Source organism: Streptomyces sp. NBC_01351, assembly GCF_036237315.1.
In the GTDB taxonomy this organism is placed as follows: Bacteria; Actinomycetota; Actinomycetes; order Streptomycetales; family Streptomycetaceae; genus Streptomyces.
Map to the genome: position 1 here is coordinate 6,352,522 of NZ_CP108356.1, position 17,948 is coordinate 6,370,469.

Consider the following 17,948-nt stretch of genomic DNA (forward strand, 5'->3'; position numbering starts at 1 on the left):
GAGGAGTACGGCCCGTTGTCAGCCCACGCCAGTAGGGTGTTGGCATGGCCGACCCTTCCAGTTACCGACCCAAGCCGGGACAGATCCCCGACTCCCCGGGGGTGTACAAGTTCCGCGACGAGCACCGCCGGGTGATCTACGTCGGGAAGGCCAAGAGCCTGCGCCAACGCCTGGCCAGCTACTTCCAGGACCTCGCCGGCCTGCACCCCCGTACCGCCACCATGGTGACCACGGCCGCCTCCGTCGAGTGGACCGTGGTGTCCACCGAGGTCGAGGCGCTGCAGCTGGAGTACTCCTGGATCAAGGAGTTCGACCCCCGGTTCAACGTCAAGTACCGGGACGACAAGAGCTACCCCTCCCTCGCCGTGACGATGAACGAGGACTACCCGCGCGTGCAGGTCATGCGCGGCCCCAAGAAGAAGGGCGTGCGCTACTTCGGTCCGTACGGGCACGCCTGGGCGATCCGCGAGACCGTCGACCTGATGCTCCGCGTCTTCCCGGTGCGGACGTGCTCCGCGGGCGTCTTCAAGCGCTCCGCGCAGATCGGCCGGCCCTGCCTGCTCGGCTACATCGGCAAGTGCTCCGCTCCCTGCGTCGGCCGGGTCACCCCCGAGGAGCACCGCGAACTGGCCGAGGACTTCTGTGACTTCATGGCCGGCCGCACCGGCACCTACCTCTCCCGCCTGGAGAAGGAGATGCACGAGGCGGCCGAGGAGATGGAGTACGAGAAGGCCGCCCGGCTGCGCGACGACATAGGGGCGCTGCGCCGGGCCATGGAGAAGAACGCCGTGGTGCTCGCCGACGCCACCGACGCCGACCTGATCGCGGTCGCCGAGGACGAGCTCGAAGCCGCCGTGCAGATCTTCCACGTCCGCGGCGGCCGGGTCCGCGGCCAGCGCGGCTGGATCACCGACAAGGTCGAGGCCGTCGACACCGCCGGGCTCGTCGAGCACGCCCTCCAGCAGCTCTACGGGGAGGAGACCGGCGAGAGCGTGCCCAAGGAGGTGCTCGTCCCGGCGCTCCCCGAGGACACCCCGGCGCTGAGCCAGTGGCTCGCCGAGCGGCGCGGGTCACAGGTCAGCCTGCGGATCCCGCAGCGCGGCGACAAGAAGTCGCTGATGGAGACCGTCCACCGCAACGCCGTGCAGTCCCTCGCCCTGCACAAGACCAAGCGCGCCGGCGACCTGACCACCCGCTCCCGGGCCCTGGAGGAGATCGCCGAGGCCCTGGAGCTGGACAGTGCGCCGCTGCGCATCGAGTGCTTCGACATCTCGCACCTCCAGGGCGACGACGTGGTCGCGTCGATGGTCGTCTTCGAGGACGGCCTGGCCCGCAAGGGCGAGTACCGGCGCTTCCAGATCAAGTCGTTCGAGGGGCAGGACGACGTCCGCTCCATGCACGAGGTGGTCTCCCGGCGCTTCCGCCGCTACCTCCAGGAGAAGCTGAAGACCGGCGAATGGTCCCCCGAGGACGCGGAGGACGGGCAGGGCCCGGAGGAGGACGACGGGCGGCCCAAGCGCTTCGCGTATCCGCCCCAGCTCGTCGTGGTCGACGGCGGGCAGCCGCAGGTCGCCGCCGCCAAGCGGGCCCTGGAGGAGCTCGGGGTCGACGACGTCGCGGTGTGCGGCCTGGCCAAGCGGCTGGAGGAGGTCTGGCTGCCCGGCGAGGACGACCCGGTCGTGCTGCCCCGCACCAGCGAGGGCCTGTACCTGCTCCAGCGGGTCCGTGACGAAGCCCACCGCTTCGCCATCCAGTACCAGCGCAACAAGCGCGGGAAGCGCCTGAAATCCGGGCCGCTGGACGAGGTGGCCGGGCTCGGGGAAAGTCGTAAGCAGGCCTTGGTCAAGCACTTCGGTTCGGTGAAGAAGCTGAGACAGGCGACAATCGACCAGATCTGCGAGGTCCCGGGCATAGGCCGCAAGACGGCCGAGACCGTGGCCGCGGCGCTCGCGAACGCGGCTCCGGCCGGTCCTGCCGTCAACACGGCCACAGGAGAGATCATGGAGGACGAGACCCCCGCGCCAGCGGGATCGTCGTCCGATCGGGGGACCGAGCAATGACCGAGCACGAGACCACGCACGACACCGAAGCCGAGACCGCAGTCGAAGCCGCAGCCGAGACCACGGACGAGACCATGCACGACCGAGACGGAGCACAGGTGAGTACGGGCACGACAGTGGAGCCCGGCGATACCGCCGAGGCGGCCATCCCCGAGCTGGTGATCATCTCCGGGATGTCCGGGGCCGGCCGCAGTACGGCGGCGAAGTGTCTGGAGGACCTCGGCTGGTTCGTCGTCGACAATCTCCCGCCTGCGCTGATCCCCACCATGGTGGAGCTGGGCGCCCGCTCCCAGGGCAACGTGGCGCGCATCGCCGTCGTCGTCGACGTCCGCGGCCGCCAGTTCTTCGACGCCCTGCGCGAATCCCTCTCCGACCTCGACAGCCGCGGCGTCACCCGCCGCATCGTCTTCCTGGAGTCCTCCGACGACGCGCTGGTCCGCCGCTTCGAGTCGGTGCGCCGCCCGCACCCGCTCCAGGGCGACGGCCGCATCACCGACGGCATCGCGGCCGAGCGCGACCTGCTGCGCGAGCTGCGCGGCGACGCCGACCTGGTGATCGACACCTCCAGCCTGAACGTGCACGAGCTGCGCGCCAAGATGGACGCCCAGTTCGCCGGCGACGAGGAGCCCGAGCTGCGGGCCACCGTCATGTCCTTCGGCTTCAAGTACGGCCTGCCCGTCGACGCCGACCTGGTGGTGGACTGCCGGTTCATCCCGAACCCGCACTGGGTCCCGGAGCTGCGCCCCTTCACCGGGCTCAACGAGGAGGTGTCGGCGTACGTCTTCAGCCAGCCCGGCGCCAAGGAGTTCCTCGACCGGTACACCGAGCTGCTCCAGCTCATCGCCACCGGCTACCGCCGCGAGGGCAAGCGGTACGTGACCATCGCGGTCGGCTGCACGGGCGGCAAGCACCGCAGCGTGGCCATGTCCGAGAAGCTCGCCGCCCGCCTCGCCTCCGAGGGAGTCGAGACCGTCGTCGTCCACCGGGACATGGGGCGCGAGTGACCGCACGGACCCCACGGCTGAGCCGCCTGCGCCGCCTCGCCCCCACCCGGGGCGAGGAGGGCGCACGCCGCTCCGGCCGTCGGCGCGGCGCCACGCCGAAGGTGGTCGCGCTCGGCGGCGGCCAGGGCCTGTCGGCCTCCCTCGCCGCCCTGCGCCGCATCACCGGTGACCTCACCGCCGTGGTCACCGTCGCCGACGACGGCGGCTCCAGCGGCCGGCTCCGGGAGGAGCTCGGTGTGCTGCCGCCCGGCGATCTGCGCAAGGCGCTGGCCGCGTTGTGCGGCGACGACGACTGGGGCCAGACCTGGTCCCGCGTCATCCAGCACCGCTTCCAGTCCGAGGGCGAGCTGCACGGGCATGCCGTCGGCAACCTGCTGATCGTCGCCCTCTGGGAACAGCTCGGCGACCCCGTCCAGGCCCTCGACCTCGTCGGGAAGCTGCTCGGGGCGCAAGGCCGGGTGCTGCCGATGTCGGCGGTGCCGCTGGAGCTCCAGGCCCTGGTCAGGGGCCACGATCCGGCGCGCCCCGAGTACGTGGACACCGTTCGCGGGCAGGCCACGGTGGCCCTCACCCCCGGCGAGGTGCTCTCCGTGCAGGTCGTGCCGAGCGACCCGCCGGCCGTGCCGGAGGCTGTGGCGGCGGTGCTGGACGCGGACTGGGTGGTGCTCGGTCCGGGGTCCTGGTTCTCCTCCGTGATCCCGCACCTGCTGGTGCCGGAACTGCTCGACGCACTGGTCGAGACGAAGGCCCGGCGGGTCCTCTCGCTGAACCTCGCGCCGCAGCCCGGCGAAACAGAGGGCTTCTCTCCGCAGCGTCATTTGGAGGTTTTGGCCCGACACGCCCCTAAACTCGCCCTGGACGTGGTGCTGGCCGACGAGGCCGCCGTGCCCGACCGCGAGTCCCTCGCCGATGCCGCAAAACGGTTCGGCGCCGCGGTCGAGCTGGCGCCGGTGGCCAGGCAGGACGGCTCTCCGAAGCATGACCCGGAGCTGCTGGCCGCCGCGTACGACCGTATTTTTCGGATGCATGGAAGGATCGGCCCATGGCGATGACGCCCGCGGTGAAGGATGAGATTTCCCGCCTGCCCGTCACCCGGACCTGCTGCAGGAAGGCGGAGGTCTCGGCGATTCTTCGGTTCGCGGGCGGCCTCCACCTGGTGAGCGGCCGCATCGTCATCGAGGCGGAGCTGGACACCGGGATCGCGGCCAGGCGCCTGCGCAAGGACATTCTGGAGATCTTCGGGCACTCCTCGGACCTGGTGGTCATGGCTCCCGGCGGTCTGCGCCGCGGCAGCCGCTACGTGGTCCGCGTGGTGGCCGGGGGTGACCAGCTGGCACGCCAGACGGGCCTCGTGGACGGCCGGGGGCGCCCGATCCGGGGTCTGCCCCCGCAGGTGGTCTCCGGGGCCACCTGTGATGCCGAAGCGGCCTGGCGCGGCGCGTTCCTGGCCCACGGCTCGCTGACCGAGCCGGGCAGGTCCTCCTCCCTGGAGGTCACCTGCCCCGGCCCGGAGGCCGCCCTGGCCCTGGTGGGCGCCGCCCGCAGGCTCTCCATCGCCGCCAAGGCGCGCGAGGTGCGCGGGGTGGACCGGGTCGTCGTCCGCGACGGCGACGCGATCGGCGCCCTGCTGACCAGGCTCGGCGCGCACGAGTCGGTGCTGGCCTGGGAGGAGCGGCGGATGCGGCGCGAGGTGCGCGCCACCGCCAACCGCCTCGCCAACTTCGACGACGCCAACCTGCGCCGCTCGGCGCGGGCCGCGGTGGCCGCCGGAGCCCGGGTGCAGCGCGCGCTGGAGATCCTCGGCGAGGAGGTCCCCGAGCACCTCGCCGCGGCCGGCCGGCTGCGGATGGAGCACAAGCAGGCCTCCCTGGAGGAGCTGGGCGCGCTCGCCGACCCGCCGCTGACCAAGGACGCGGTCGCGGGCCGGATCCGCCGCCTGCTGGCGATGGCCGACAAGCGCGCCCAGGACCTCGGCATCCCGGGCACCGAGTCGAACCTCGACCTCAGCGAGGAGCTGGCCGACAACATGGCCGGCTAGTCGGCCGAGGCGAAGGCGCCGTTACGGCAAAGGGCCCCGCACGGTCACTCGTGCGGGGCCCGTTCGCGTCGCGACCCGGTACGCCCCATTGACATGAGCATGGGCTGATCGTGAGCCTGTCGTCCGAACGCTTTCGTGGCTGACGACGCCCAGGGGGGCACATGAGGCACCGCGCGAGATCGATCCTCGCCGCAAGCGCACTCGTCTTCGGAACCACACTCGCCGCGCTACCCGCGGCGGCCCAGCAGCAGTCCGGCTCCGCGCCCGCCGCCGACGAGGTACGGGTCTACGACGCCGACATCACCCGGGAGCAGGTCCCGCTCGTCCTCGCCGCCGGCCAGGATGCCCACGAGCTCTCCGAACGCGCCCCGGAGACCGGCACCGCCCGGGTCGAGCTCTTCCTCACCGGCGCCCAGGCCAAGGAGCTCGGCGCCCAGGGCGTCAAGCTCGCCGAGCGCAAGGTCGCGGCCGAGGGCCTGGCCCGGGCCAAGGCCGCCGGGGACGGGGTGTTCCGCCCGTACAGCGGCAAGGGCGGCCTCCAGGAGGAGATCCTGCGCACCGCCCGGGAGAACCCCGGGCTCACCAAGGTCGTCTCCATCGGCAAGACCGTCCAGGGCAAGGACATCCTCGCCCTCAAGGTCAGCAAGAACGCGAAGAAGACCAGGGACGGCGACAAGCCTTCCGTGCTCTACATGTCCAACCAGCACGCCCGTGAGTGGATCACCCCCGAGATGACCCGGCGGCTGATGCACCACACGGTCGACAGCTACGGCAAGGACCCGCGGATCACCAAGCTGGTCGACTCCACCGAGCTGTGGTTCCTGCTCTCCGCCAACCCGGACGGCTACGACTTCACACACGCGCCCGACGGCGAGCGGCTGTGGCGCAAGAACCTGCGCGACAACAACGGCGACGGCAAGACCACCACCGGCGACGGCGTCGACCTCAACCGCAACTTCGGCTACAAGTGGGGCTACGACAACGAGGGCTCCTCGCCGAACCAGGCCAGCGAGACCTACCGCGGCCCGAACGCCTCCTCCGAGCCCGAGACCACCGCCCTCGACGCCTTCCAGAAGCGCATCGGCTTCGACTACGCCATCAACTACCACTCCGCCGCCGAGCTGATCCTCTACGGCGTGGGCTGGCAGGTGGCCACCCCCACCCCCGACGACGTCGCCTACAAGACGCTCGCCGGCACCCCGGAGAACCCGGCCGTCCCCGGCTACTACCCGCAGGTCTCCTCCGAGCTCTACACCACCAACGGCGAGGCCGACGGCCACGCCTCCAACGTCAACGGCATCATGATGTTCACGCCGGAGATGACCACCTGCCAGACGGCTTCCGAGATCGACCCGAACGACCGGTGGAAGCCCGAGGACTGCGCCTCCGGCTTCAACTTCCCGGACGACGAGAAGCTCATCCAGGCCGAGTTCGCCAAGAACATCCCCTTCGCGCTCACGGTCGGCGAGAGCGCCGCGCACCCCGACCGCCCGGCCTCGGCCGTGGGCCTGAGCGCCCCCGACTTCACCCTGGACCCCTTCACCACCTCCTACGTCGCCCGCGGTGAGGACCAGACGGTCTCCGTCACGGCCCGCAAGTCGCTGAAGGACAAGGAGCTCAACTTCCGCATCAACGGCGGCCGTACGCACGACGAGGACCTGGAGGCCTGGAAGGGCGGCGAGGTCTACGGCGGCGAGGACAACAACTGGTTCGACGAGTACCGGGCCGAGGTCGACGGCGCCCGGCCCGGCGACAAGGTCGAGGTCTGGTTCACCGGCCGCGACCGCTCGGGCAAGAAGGTCTCGAGCGAGCACTTCACCTACACCGTGGCCGAGCGGCCGCGCGCGGACGTGCTGGTGATCGCCGAGGAGGGCGCTAAGGCCCAGCACGCCCAGACGTACGTCGACGCCCTGCGCGCCAACGGCAGGTCCGCCGCGGTCTGGGACGTCGCCGTCCAGGGCGCCCCGCACCACCTCGGAGTGCTCTCCCACTTCGGTACGGCCGTCCACTACACCGGCGCCAAGACCCCCGGCGGCGACACCCAGCTCGCGGTGCGCGACTACCTCAACGAGGGCGGGAAACTGATCGAGGCCGGTGAGCTGGCGGGCGGCAACGCCCAGGTCGGCCGCGCCGTGACCAACGACTTCAGCCAGTACTGGCTCGGCGCCTACGGCCGCACCAACGCCGCCGGCGCCACCGCCTTCACCGGAGCCGGCGCCCTCGGCAGTACCCAGAGCGCCCTCGGCGACGCCGCGGGCAACCCGCTGAACGCCCCCGGCTCCTACACCGTCACCTCCGAGACCCTGGCTCCCGAGCAGTTCCCGCAGTTCAAGAGCGCGCAGGCGGGCCGGTTCGCCGGGGTCGTGAACCCGTACGCCCCGTACGCGGGCAGCCAGATGGCTTCGGCGCTGCACGCCGACGACGACTGGAAGCGCCTCGTACGCACCATCGACCTGACCGGCGTCTCCGCAGCCGACAAGCCGCAGTTGAAGCTCGCCATGAGCTGGAACGTCGAGGAGGGCTACGACCACGCGGCGCTGGAGGCGCACACGGTCGGCGCGGACGACTGGACCACGCTGCCGGACACGGGCGGCCTGACCAGCTCTACCGTTCCCGAGGAGTGCGGGGCCGGATTCTTCATCAACGGCCACCCCTTCCTGCGCCACTACCTCACCCTGGAAGGCGGGGGCTGCACCGCGCAGGGCACCAGCGGGGCCTGGAACACCTTCACGGCCTCCTCCGGCGGCTGGAAGCAGGTCTCCTTCGACCTGAGCGCCTACGCGGGCAAGACCGTGGAGGTCTCGCTCTCCTACATCGCCGACGGAGGCGTGGGCGGCCGAGGGGTCTTCGCCGACGAGGCACGGCTGTCCGTGGGGGGAGTGGACCAGACCACTGAAGGTTTCGAGACGTCTCTCGGAGCCTGGATCGCGCAGGGATCGCCCGCCGGCAGCCCTGAAGTTCCGGGCGATTGGTCCCGGTCCGGGGAGCTGTTCAAGTCCTATGCGGCCGTCACTACGCGTGACACCGTTCTCCTCGGCTTCGGCCTGGAACACCTGCCGGCCGCCGCCGACCGCTCCCTACTCGTCGGTAAGGCGCTTTGGGCGCTGAACCGCTGACCAGCACCCCCGTACCGCGCTCACTCTGAGTGACAGGGGCCAAGGTCCCCGGGGTCCCGTTCCGCGGCCTGCGGCACGGGGCTCCAGGGCGTGTCAGGTCACATTCGATGTCACTCAGAAGCTCACGGAGAGGTAGGGTCGTAAGCGGTCGGGGACATCCCATACAGCTCGCCGGCGGACAGGCCGGCGCACCAACGAGGAGATCGGTTCGTGACGATCCGCGTAGGCATCAATGGTTTTGGCCGAATTGGCCGTAACTACTTCCGGGCGCTCCTGGAGCAGGGAGCGGACATCGAGATCGTCGGTGTCAACGACCTGACTGACAACGCCACCCTGGTGCACCTTCTCAAGTACGACACCATCCTGGGCCGCCTCAAGGCAGAGGTCTCCCACACCGACGACACCATCACGGTCAACGGCAAGACGTTCAAGACCTTCGCCGAGCGTGACCCCGCGAACCTGCCCTGGGCGGAGCTGGGCGCGGACATCGTCATCGAGTCGACCGGCATTTTCACGAAGAAGGCCGACGCCGCCAAGCACATCGCCGCCGGCGCGAAGAAGGTCCTCATCTCGGCTCCGGCCAAGGACGAGGACATCACCATCGTGATGGGCGTCAACCAGGACAAGTACGAGGCGGCCAACCACCACGTCATCTCCAACGCCTCCTGCACCACCAACTGCGTGGCGCCGATGGCCAAGGTCCTCCTCGAGAACTTCGGCATCGTCAAGGGCATGATGACGACGGTCCACGCCTACACCAACGACCAGCGCATCCTCGACTTCCCGCACTCGGACCTGCGCCGCGCCCGCGCCGCCGCCGAGAACATCATCCCGACCACGACGGGTGCCGCCAAGGCCACCGCCCTGGTCATCCCGGAGCTGGCGGGCAAGCTCGACGGCATCGCGATGCGCGTCCCGGTCCCCACCGGTTCCGTGACCGACCTCGTGATCGAGCTGGAGCGCGAGGTGACCAAGGACGAGGTCAACGCCGCCTTCCAGAAGGCCGCCGAGGGCCAGCTCAAGGGGATCCTCGACTACACCGAGGACGCGATCGTCTCCTCCGACATCGTGAACTGGCCGGCCTCCTGCACCTTCGACTCCTCCCTGACCATGGTCCAGGGCAAGAACGTCAAGGTCATCGGCTGGTACGACAACGAGTGGGGCTACTCCAACCGTCTCGTCGACCTCACCGTCTTCGTCGGCGGTCAGCTCTAAGAACGTAGGGCAAGGCAGCACGATGTGAGCACAGGGTCCGTGACAGCGCGATGGTGCGCCGCACGGGCCCTGTTGCTTGTCTCGTACCCTCTTCTCGCCCGGTGGGCCCTACGCCCCGCACGGGAACAAGGAGTAGAAACACATGAAGACGATCGACGAACTTCTCGCCGAAGGCGTGTCCGGAAAGCGGGTCTTCGTCCGCGCCGACCTGAACGTGCCGCTCGCGAACGGTGAGATCACCGACGACGGACGCATCCGCGCCGTCCAGCCGACCATCGCGAAGCTCGCCGAAGCCGGCGCCCGCGTGGTCGTGGCCTCGCACCTGGGCCGCCCCAAGGGCGCCCCGGACCCGGCCTTCTCGCTGGCCCCCGCCGCCAAGCGGCTGGGCGAACTGCTCGGCACCGACGTCGCGTTCGCCACCGACACCGTCGGCGACTCCGCCAAGGAGACCGTCGCAGCCCTCACCGACGGCAAGATCGCCGTCATCGAGAACCTGCGCTTCAACGCCGGTGAGACCTCGAAGGACGACGCCGAGCGCGGCGCCTTCGCGGACCAGCTCGCCGAGCTGGCCGACGTCTACGTCGGCGACGGCTTCGGCGCCGTCCACCGCAAGCACGCCTCGGTCTTCGACCTGCCCGCGCGCCTCCCGCACGCGGCCGGCTACCTCATCGCCACCGAGGTCGGCGTCCTGAAGAAGCTCACCGCCGAGGTCGAGCGCCCGTACGTGGTCGTGCTCGGCGGCGCCAAGGTCTCCGACAAGCTCGCCGTCATCGACGAGCTGCTCGGCAAGGCCGACCGCATCCTCATCGGCGGTGGCATGGCCTACACCTTCCTCAAGGCCCTGGGCCACGAGGTCGGCATCTCCCTCCTCCAGGAGGACCAGATCCCGACGGTGACCGAGTACATGAAGCGGGCCAAGGAGACCGGCGTCGAGCTGGTCCTCCCGGTCGACGTGCTGGTCTCCAAGGACTTCCCCGACCTCAAGGGCAAGACCCCCGCGGACTTCGAGACGGTCGCCATGGACGGGATCCCCGCCGACAAGGAGGGCCTGGACATCGGCCCGAAGACGCGCGAGCTGTACGCGTCGAAGATCGCCGACGCCAAGACCGTGTTCTGGAACGGCCCGGTCGGCGTCTTCGAACACCCCGACTACGCGGGCGGCACCACCGCCATCGCGCAGGCCCTCGTCGACAGCAGCGCCTTCACCGTGGTCGGCGGTGGCGACAGCGCCGCGGCGGTCCGCATCCTGGGCTTCGACGAGAATGCCTTCGGCCACATTTCCACCGGTGGTGGCGCCTCCCTCGAATACCTCGAGGGCAAGACGCTCCCCGGCCTCGCCGCCCTGGAGGGCTAAAACCCCATGACTGCCGTTGTAAACGGACGCACCCCGCTGATGGCGGGCAACTGGAAGATGAACCTCAACCACCTCGAGGCCATCGCCCACGTCCAGAAGCTCGCCTTCGCCCTCGCCGACAAGGACTACGACGCCGTCGAGGTCGCGGTGCTGCCGCCCTTCGTCGACCTGCGCTCGGTCCAGACCCTGGTCGACGGCGACAAGCTGAAGATCAAGTACGGCGCCCAGGACATCTCCGCGCAGGACTCCGGCGCCTACACCGGCGAGATCTCCGGCCCGATGCTCGCCAAGCTGAAGTGCACGTACGTGGCCGTCGGCCACAGCGAGCGCCGTCAGTACCACGGTGAGAACGACGAGCTCTGCAACGCCAAGGTCAAGGCCGCCTTCAAGCACGGGCTCACCCCGATCCTGTGCGTCGGCGAGGGCCTGGACGTCCGCAAGGCGGGCCGGCAGGTCCAGTTCACGCTGGCCCAGCTCGACGGCGGCCTCAAGGACGTCCCGGCCGAGCAGGTCGAGTCCATCGTGATCGCCTACGAGCCCGTGTGGGCCATCGGCACCGGCGAGGTCGCCACCCCCGAGGACGCCCAGGAGGTCTGCGGGGCGATCCGCGGCCGTCTCGCGGAGCTGTACTCGCAGGAGCTGGCCGACAAGGTCCGCATCCAGTACGGCGGCTCGGTCAAGTCCGGGAACATCGCGGCGATCATGGCCCAGCCCGACGTCGACGGCGCCCTGATCGGCGGCGCGGCGCTGGACGTGGACGAGTTCGTCAAGATCGTCCGCTTCCGCGACCAGTGAGTATGCGGTAGGGCCGATCCGTCGTACCCTTGCGGGGGCCAGGGGCTGAACCATCAGCTGCTGGCCCCCGCGCACGCACCGCAAAGCCGGAAAGCCAGTAAAGCCAGAAAGTAGGAATCAGCCGTGATTATGGGGTTCTCGATCGCCCTGATCGTCTTCAGCGCCCTGCTGATGCTGCTCGTGCTGATGCACAAGGGCAAGGGCGGCGGCCTTTCCGACATGTTCGGCGGCGGCATGCAGTCCTCGGTCGGCGGTTCCTCCGTGGCGGAGCGCAACCTGGACCGCATCACCGTCGTCGTCGGTCTGCTGTGGTTCGCGTGCATCGTCGCCCTCGGCCTGCTCATGAAGTCGAGCACCTGACCGTTCTGGCCAACCGGCAGTACGGTCGACGGAGCCCGGCCTATCATGAGGTCCTGCGCCCTGGTTGCGGAACGAGTTATTCTGCTCCCCGCACCTGAGGGGGATGATCCCTCCGCACGCTGAACGTGAGTTGGGCTTCACGTACCCGGGGCGCTCCAGCAGAAATGCCCTCATGCTTGGCGGCACCATCACGCAGGGGAGTTACGACCGTGGCAAGTGGCAACGCGATCCGTGGTAGCCGGGTCGGCGCGGGGCCGATGGGCGAGGCCGAGCGCGGCGAGTCCGCGCCCCGCCTGCGCATCTCCTTCTGGTGCTCGAACGGGCACGAGACGCAGCCGAGCTTCGCCAGTGACGCGCAGGTGCCGGACACCTGGGACTGCCCGCGCTGCGGGTTCCCGGCCGGCCAGGACCGCGACAATCCGCCGGCGCCGCCGCGCACCGAACCGTACAAGACGCACCTGGCGTACGTACGGGAACGGCGGACGGACGCCGACGGCGAGGCCATCCTCGCGGAGGCGCTCGCCAAACTCCGCGGAGAGATCTGATAGCACGCGGCAAGCATGACTTGAGGCCCGGTCACGCAGGAGTCTTCCTCCTGCGCGACCGGGCCTCTTTGTGTGGGTTGTGCCGCTTCGGATCCCTTAGGTTGGAGTTCGGCGGGGCACGACAGGACGGAAGAAACGGGTTGATGTCCGAGATGAATGCGGAAAGCCGTACGAGGTTGAACCGGACCGCGGAGTGGCTGGCACTCGGCAAGCACCGGGAAGAGTTCGGGCAGACGCACCTGCGGGACTTGTTCGAGGAGAATCCGGGCCGCGGCACCGGCTACACCCTGCGGGTCGGGGACCTGCACATCGACTACTCGAAGCACCTCGTGACCGACGAGACGCTGACGCTGCTCCGCGAACTCGCGGCGGCGACGGGCGTGGCCGGGCTGCGCGAGGCCATGTTCCGCGGCGAGAAGATCAACACCACGGAGGACCGGGCGGTCCTGCACACCGCCCTGCGCGCCCCCGGGGACGCGGTCGTCGAGGTGGACGGCGAGAACGTCGTCCCCGGCGTGCACGCCGTCCTGGACAAGATGGCGGCCTTCTCCGACCAGATCAGGTCGGGGCAGTGGACCGGCTCCACCGGCAAGCGCATCAAGAACGTCGTCAACATCGGCATCGGCGGCTCCGACCTCGGTCCGGCGATGGCGTACGAGGCCCTGCGGGCCTTCACCGACCGCGCTCTGACCGTGCGTTTCGTGTCCAACGTGGACGGCGCCGACCTGCACGAGGCCGTACGGGACCTGGACCCGGCCGAGACGCTGTTCATCATCGCCTCAAAGACCTTCACCACCATCGAGACCATCACCAACGCCACGTCGGCGCGCACCTGGCTGCTGGCCGGGCTGGGCGGAGACCAGGCGGCGGTGGCGCGGCACTTCGTGGCGCTGTCGACCAACGCCGAGAAGGTCACGGACTTCGGCATCGATCCGGCCAATATGTTCGAGTTCTGGGACTGGGTCGGCGGACGCTACTCCTTCGACTCGGCCATCGGGCTCTCGCTGATGATCGCGATCGGCCCGGACGCCTTCCGGGAACTGCTCGGCGGCTTCCACGCCATGGACGAGCACTTCCGCACGGCGCCGGCCGAGGAGAACGCTCCGCTGCTGCTGGGCCTGTTGGGGATCTGGTACGGCGCGTTCTTCGACGCGCAGTCGCACGCGGTGCTCCCGTACAGCCACTACCTCTCGCGGTTCACGGCGTACTTGCAGCAGCTCGACATGGAGTCCAACGGCAAGTCCGTGGACCGGGACGGCAATCCGGTGGACTGGCAGACGGGCCCGGTGGTCTGGGGCACGCCCGGCACCAACGGGCAGCACGCCTACTACCAGCTCATCCACCAGGGCACGCGGGTGATCCCCGCGGACTTCATCGGTTTCGCCCGGCCAGTGGCGGAGCTGGAGGACGGTCCGGCGGCCCAGCACGACCTGCTGATGGCGAACTTCTTCGCGCAGACGCAGGCCCTGGCCTTCGGCAAGACCCCCGAGGAAGTACGGGCGGAGGGCGTCCCGGACGAGCTGGTCCCGCACAAGACCTTCAAGGGCAACCACCCGACGACCACCATCCTGGCGGACGAGCTCACCCCGGCGGTGCTCGGCCAGCTGATCGCGCTGTACGAGCACAAGGTGTTCGTCCAGGGCGCGGTGTGGAACATCGACTCCTTCGACCAGTGGGGCGTGGAGCTCGGCAAGGTCCTCGCCAAGCGCGTCGAGCCCGCGCTGACCGGGGGCGCGGACGTGCCGGGGCTGGATGCCTCCACGAAGGCCCTGGTGGCCACGTACAGGGCGCTGCGCGGCCGCAGCTGACGCACGGACCGGAACGACGGAACGGGCCCCGCACCTTCGAAGGTGCGGGGCCCGTTCCGTTCAGCCGGTCGCGTTCAGGACGAGGCCGGGGGGTACATCCCGCTCGGGAGCTTGGCCGCGGCCGCGCGGTCGAGGAGCCACAGGGTGCGGAAGAGGCCGTTGGCGGCCGCCGCCGGGGCCTGGACCTCGCCCGCGCCGCCGAGGGCGATGGACACCGCGCCGGCCTTGTCCTCGCCGGCCGCGAGCAGCCAGACCTCGCGGGCCGCGCGGATCGCCGGGAGCGTCAGGGAGATCCGGGTGGGCGGGGGCTTGGGGGCGCCGTGGACGCCGACCACCGTGCGCTCGGTCTCGCGGGCCGCCGGGTGCTCCGGGAAGAGGGAGGCCACGTGGGTGTCCGGGCCGACGCCGAGCATCAGCACGTCGAAGCGGGGGACCGGGCCGTGGTCCTCGGGGCCGGCCGCCTTCGCGAGCTCGGCGGCGTACGCGGCCGCGGCCGCGTCCACGTCGGGCCCGTACGGGCCGTCGGAGGCCGGCATGACGTGCACGCGGGCCGGGTCGACGGGGACGGAGTCCAGGAGGGCCTCGCGGGCCTGGGTGTGGTTGCGCTCGGGGTCGTCGGCGGGGACGTACCGCTCGTCTCCCCACCACAGGTCGAGGCGGGACCAGTCGACGGCGTCCCGGGCGGGGGCCGCCGCCAGTGCGGCGAGGAGGCCGTTGCCGTTGCGGCCGCCCGTGAGGACGACGGACGCGGTGCCGCGGGCCGTCTGCGCGTCCACGATCTTCGTGATGAGCCGGGCGGCCGTGGCCTGGGCCATCAGCTCCTTGTCCCGGTGGACGACGACCTGGGGAGTCGTCATACCCATGTGCTGCCGCCTTCGTTGGTAGTGCGGGTGGGGCGGGTGCGGGCGGGTGCCGCTGCGCGGAGCTGCTCCCCGCCCCGCCCTTTCTCCGTTTCCCGGGGCTCCGCCCCGGACCCCGCGCCTCAAACGCCGGCGAGGCTGGGCCTTTCAGCCGTCCGGCGTTTGAGGACCGGGGTCTGGGGCGGAGCCCCGGTTTCGGGAAGGGGCGGGGTGGGGGAGAGCCCCGCAGGGCCCCGTTCTACTTGGCCGCCGCCTTCTTCGCCGGCTTGGCCGCCGGCTTCGGGGCCGGAGCCTCGGCCTTGGCCGGGGCTTCCGCCGGGGCCGGCGCCGCCGGAGCGGTCCCAGCGGCCAGGCGGGCGACGCCGAACTTCAGCGAGGCCTCGTACGTGTTGTCCGGGTCCAGGCGGCGGAGTTCCTCCGCCAGGAGCTCCGCCGTGTCGCGGCGCTTCAGCGCCACCGCACGGTCGGGCTGCCCCGGCATGCACAGCGTGGCCAGGGACCCGTCCGCCCGGTCCAGGACGATCGTGCCGTCCTTGGTCTCCAGGCGTACGGCCGTCAGGCCCGGGCCGGCCGAGAGGGTGCGCGTGACCGGCACGCCGAGACGATCCGCCAGCCACATGGCCAGCAGTTCGCAGCTCGGGTTGTCGCCCTCGCCCTCCACGGTCGCCGAGGTGACCTTCAGGGCCTGCTGGTCCAGCGCGGCCGCCAGCATCGAGCGCCACGGGGTGATCCGGGTCCAGGACAAGTCCGTGTCCCCGGGTGCGTAGGACGCCGCCCGGGCCGCGAGCGCGCCGACCGGCTGCTCGCAGGAGTACGTGTCCGTGATCCGGCGCTGCCCCAGCGCGCCCAGCGGGTCGCCCGCCAGGTCGGACGGAGCGCCCTCGGGCCACCAGACGACCACCGGAGCGTCCGGCAGCAGGAGCGGGAGAACCACCGACTGGGCGTGGTCGACCAGTTCGCCGTGAAGGCGGAGCACAACCGTTTCACCACTGCCGGAGTCCGCCCCGACGCGGACTTCCGCGTCGAGACGGGCATCGCGGCGACTGCGCGGCGAGCGGCTGACCCGCTTGATGACGACGACGATCCGCGAGGGGTGTTCGTGGGACGCGTCGTTCGCCGACTTGAGAGCGTCGTACGCGTTCTCTTCGTCGGTCACGATCACCAGCGTGAGGACCATGCCGATGGCCGGCGTGCCGATGTCCCGGCGTGCCTGCACCATCGCGGCATTGATCTTGCTGGAGTTGGTCTCCGTGAGGTCGATCTTCATGGCCGGCGCCAGCTCCGTCCGTCTCGTGCGAGCATCTCGTCCGCCTCGACCGGCCCCCAGGTGCCCGCCGGGTACTGCGCGGGCTTGCCGTGCTTGTCCCAGTACTCCTCGATCGGGTCGAGGATGTTCCAGGACAGTTCGACCTCCTGGTGACGCGGGAAGAGGTTCGCGTCGCCGAGGAGGACGTCGAGGATGAGCCGCTCGTAGGCCTCGGGGCTCGACTCCGTGAAGGACTCGCCGTAGGCGAAGTCCATCGTGACGTCGCGGACCTCCATGGAGGTGCCCGGGACCTTGGAGCCGAAGCGGACCGTGACGCCCTCGTCCGGCTGGACCCGGATGACCAGGGCGTTCTGCCCCAGCTCCTCGGTCGCGCCCGACTCGAAGGGGAGGTACGGGGCCCGCTTGAAGACCACCGCGATCTCCGTCACCCGGCGGCCGAGGCGCTTGCCCGTCCGGAGGTAGAAGGGGACGCCCGCCCAGCGGCGGTTGTTGATCTCCAGTCGGATTGCCGCGTAGGTGTCGGTCTTCGACTTGGGGTCGATGCCGTCCTCTTCGAGGTACCCGACGACCTTCTCGCCGCCCTGCCAGGCCGCCGAATACTGGCCGCGCACGGTGTGCTTGCCCAGGTCCTCCGGCAGCTCCACGGCGGTCAGCACCTTGAGCTTCTCGGCCACCAGCGCCTTGGGGTGGAAGGAGCCGGGCTCCTCCATCGCGGTCAGCGCGAGCAGCTGGAGCAGGTGGTTCTGGATGACGTCACGGGCCGCGCCGATGCCGTCGTAGTAACCGGCCCGGCCGCCGATGCCGATGTCCTCGGCCATGGTGATCTGTACGTGGTCGACGTACGACCGGTTCCAGATCGGCTCGAACATGGTGTTGGCGAAGCGGAGCGCCAGGATGTTCTGGACGGTCTCCTTGCCGAGGTAGTGGTCGATCCGGAAGACCTCGTCACGCGGGAAGACCTCGTGGACGACCTTGTTGAGCTCTTCCGCGCTCTTCAAGTCGTGGCCGAAGGGCTTCTCGATGACGGCACGCCGCCAGGAACCCTCCTTCTGCGCCAGCCCGTGGTTCTTGAGCTGCTGGACCACCTTGGGGAAGAACTTCGGCGGCACGGACAGGTAGAAGGCGAAGTTGCCCCCGGTGCCCTGCGCCTTGTCGAGCTCGTCGATCGTCGACTTCAGGGTCTCGAAGGCCGCGTCGTCGTCGAAGTCGCCCTGCACGAACCGGCAGCCCTGCACCAGCTGCTGCCAGACTTCCTCCCGGAACGGCGTGCGCGAGTGTTCCTTGACGGCCTCGTACACCTCCTGGGCGAAGTCCTCGTGCTCCCACTCCCGGCGGGCGAACCCGATCAGGGAGAAGCCCGGGGGGAGCAGGCCGCGGTTGGCCAGGTCGTAGACGGCAGGCATCAGCTTCTTGCGCGACAGGTCACCCGTAACGCCGAAAATGACCAGGCCGGACGGCCCCGCGATGCGCGGGAGCCGCCGGTCCTGTGCGTCACGAAGCGGGTTCGCTCCGTTTACAGACAAGAT

At 70.1% G+C, this 17,948-nt stretch carries 14 protein-coding genes; 11 read left to right on the top strand and 3 right to left on the bottom strand.

Going from position 1 to position 17,948, the window contains the following annotated elements:
• The first annotated feature begins 44 nt into the window (after positions 1-44).
• From uvrC to pgi, 11 genes are all read left to right on the top strand, one after another.
• The gene (uvrC, locus tag OG625_RS29300; protein ID WP_329386988.1) at positions 45-2,060 is read left to right on the top strand and encodes an excinuclease ABC subunit UvrC; all 2,016 of its coding nucleotides are present in this window, start codon (positions 45-47) and stop codon (positions 2,058-2,060) included.
• The gene (rapZ, locus tag OG625_RS29305) at positions 2,057-3,064 is read left to right on the top strand and encodes an RNase adapter RapZ (protein WP_443067797.1); all 1,008 of its coding nucleotides are present in this window, start codon (positions 2,057-2,059) and stop codon (positions 3,062-3,064) included. Before uvrC ends, rapZ begins: the two co-directional genes overlap by 4 nt.
• Positions 3,061-4,116 (top strand): gluconeogenesis factor YvcK family protein, encoded by a 1,056-nt coding sequence (locus OG625_RS29310; RefSeq protein WP_329386990.1) that lies wholly within the window; start codon positions 3,061-3,063, stop codon positions 4,114-4,116. The genes rapZ and OG625_RS29310 overlap by 4 nt, the downstream gene beginning before the upstream one ends.
• Positions 4,107-5,102 (top strand): DNA-binding protein WhiA, encoded by a 996-nt coding sequence (gene whiA, locus OG625_RS29315; protein ID WP_037792880.1) that lies wholly within the window; start codon positions 4,107-4,109, stop codon positions 5,100-5,102. The genes OG625_RS29310 and whiA overlap by 10 nt, the downstream gene beginning before the upstream one ends.
• A 161-nt stretch (positions 5,103-5,263) precedes the next feature.
• Entirely contained in the window at positions 5,264-8,218 is a 2,955-nt protein-coding gene (locus OG625_RS29320; RefSeq protein WP_329386992.1) for a M14 family metallopeptidase, read from the top strand.
• Positions 8,219-8,428: 210 nt separating this feature from the next.
• Positions 8,429-9,433: a type I glyceraldehyde-3-phosphate dehydrogenase gene (gap, locus tag OG625_RS29325; protein WP_329386995.1), complete on the top strand. Its 1,005-nt coding sequence runs from the start codon at positions 8,429-8,431 to the stop codon at positions 9,431-9,433.
• 142 nt (positions 9,434-9,575) lie between these two features.
• Positions 9,576-10,787: a phosphoglycerate kinase gene (locus OG625_RS29330; RefSeq protein ID WP_329386997.1), complete on the top strand. Its 1,212-nt coding sequence runs from the start codon at positions 9,576-9,578 to the stop codon at positions 10,785-10,787.
• A gap of 6 nt (positions 10,788-10,793) precedes the next feature.
• A complete protein-coding gene (tpiA, locus tag OG625_RS29335) occupies positions 10,794-11,582 on the top strand; it encodes a triose-phosphate isomerase (RefSeq protein WP_329387000.1) in 789 nt (262 codons plus the stop codon).
• A 129-nt stretch (positions 11,583-11,711) separates the two neighbouring features.
• Positions 11,712-11,942, top strand: coding sequence for a preprotein translocase subunit SecG (gene secG, locus OG625_RS29340; protein WP_329391067.1), 231 nt, complete (start codon positions 11,712-11,714; stop codon positions 11,940-11,942).
• Positions 11,943-12,151: 209 nt separating this feature from the next.
• A complete protein-coding gene (locus OG625_RS29345; RefSeq protein ID WP_007263454.1) occupies positions 12,152-12,487 on the top strand; it encodes an RNA polymerase-binding protein RbpA in 336 nt (111 codons plus the stop codon).
• A gap of 152 nt (positions 12,488-12,639) precedes the next feature.
• Entirely contained in the window at positions 12,640-14,295 is a 1,656-nt protein-coding gene (gene pgi, locus OG625_RS29350) for a glucose-6-phosphate isomerase (protein WP_329391069.1), read from the top strand.
• 74 nt (positions 14,296-14,369) lie between these two features.
• Here pgi and pgl read toward each other — a convergent pair whose 3' ends face one another.
• From pgl to zwf, 3 genes are all read right to left on the bottom strand, one after another.
• Positions 14,370-15,152 carry a 6-phosphogluconolactonase gene (gene pgl, locus OG625_RS29355; RefSeq protein WP_329391070.1) on the bottom strand — a complete coding sequence of 261 codons (783 nt, stop codon included), beginning with the start codon at positions 15,150-15,152 and terminating at the stop codon, positions 14,370-14,372.
• Positions 15,153-15,393: 241 nt separating this feature from the next.
• Positions 15,394-16,422 (bottom strand): glucose-6-phosphate dehydrogenase assembly protein OpcA, encoded by a 1,029-nt coding sequence (gene opcA / locus OG625_RS29360; protein ID WP_329387002.1) that lies wholly within the window; start codon positions 16,420-16,422, stop codon positions 15,394-15,396.
• On the bottom strand, positions 16,419-17,948 hold the full coding sequence (zwf, locus tag OG625_RS29365; RefSeq protein WP_329391072.1) for a glucose-6-phosphate dehydrogenase: 1,530 nt from the start codon (positions 17,946-17,948) through the stop codon (positions 16,419-16,421). The genes opcA and zwf overlap by 4 nt, the downstream gene beginning before the upstream one ends.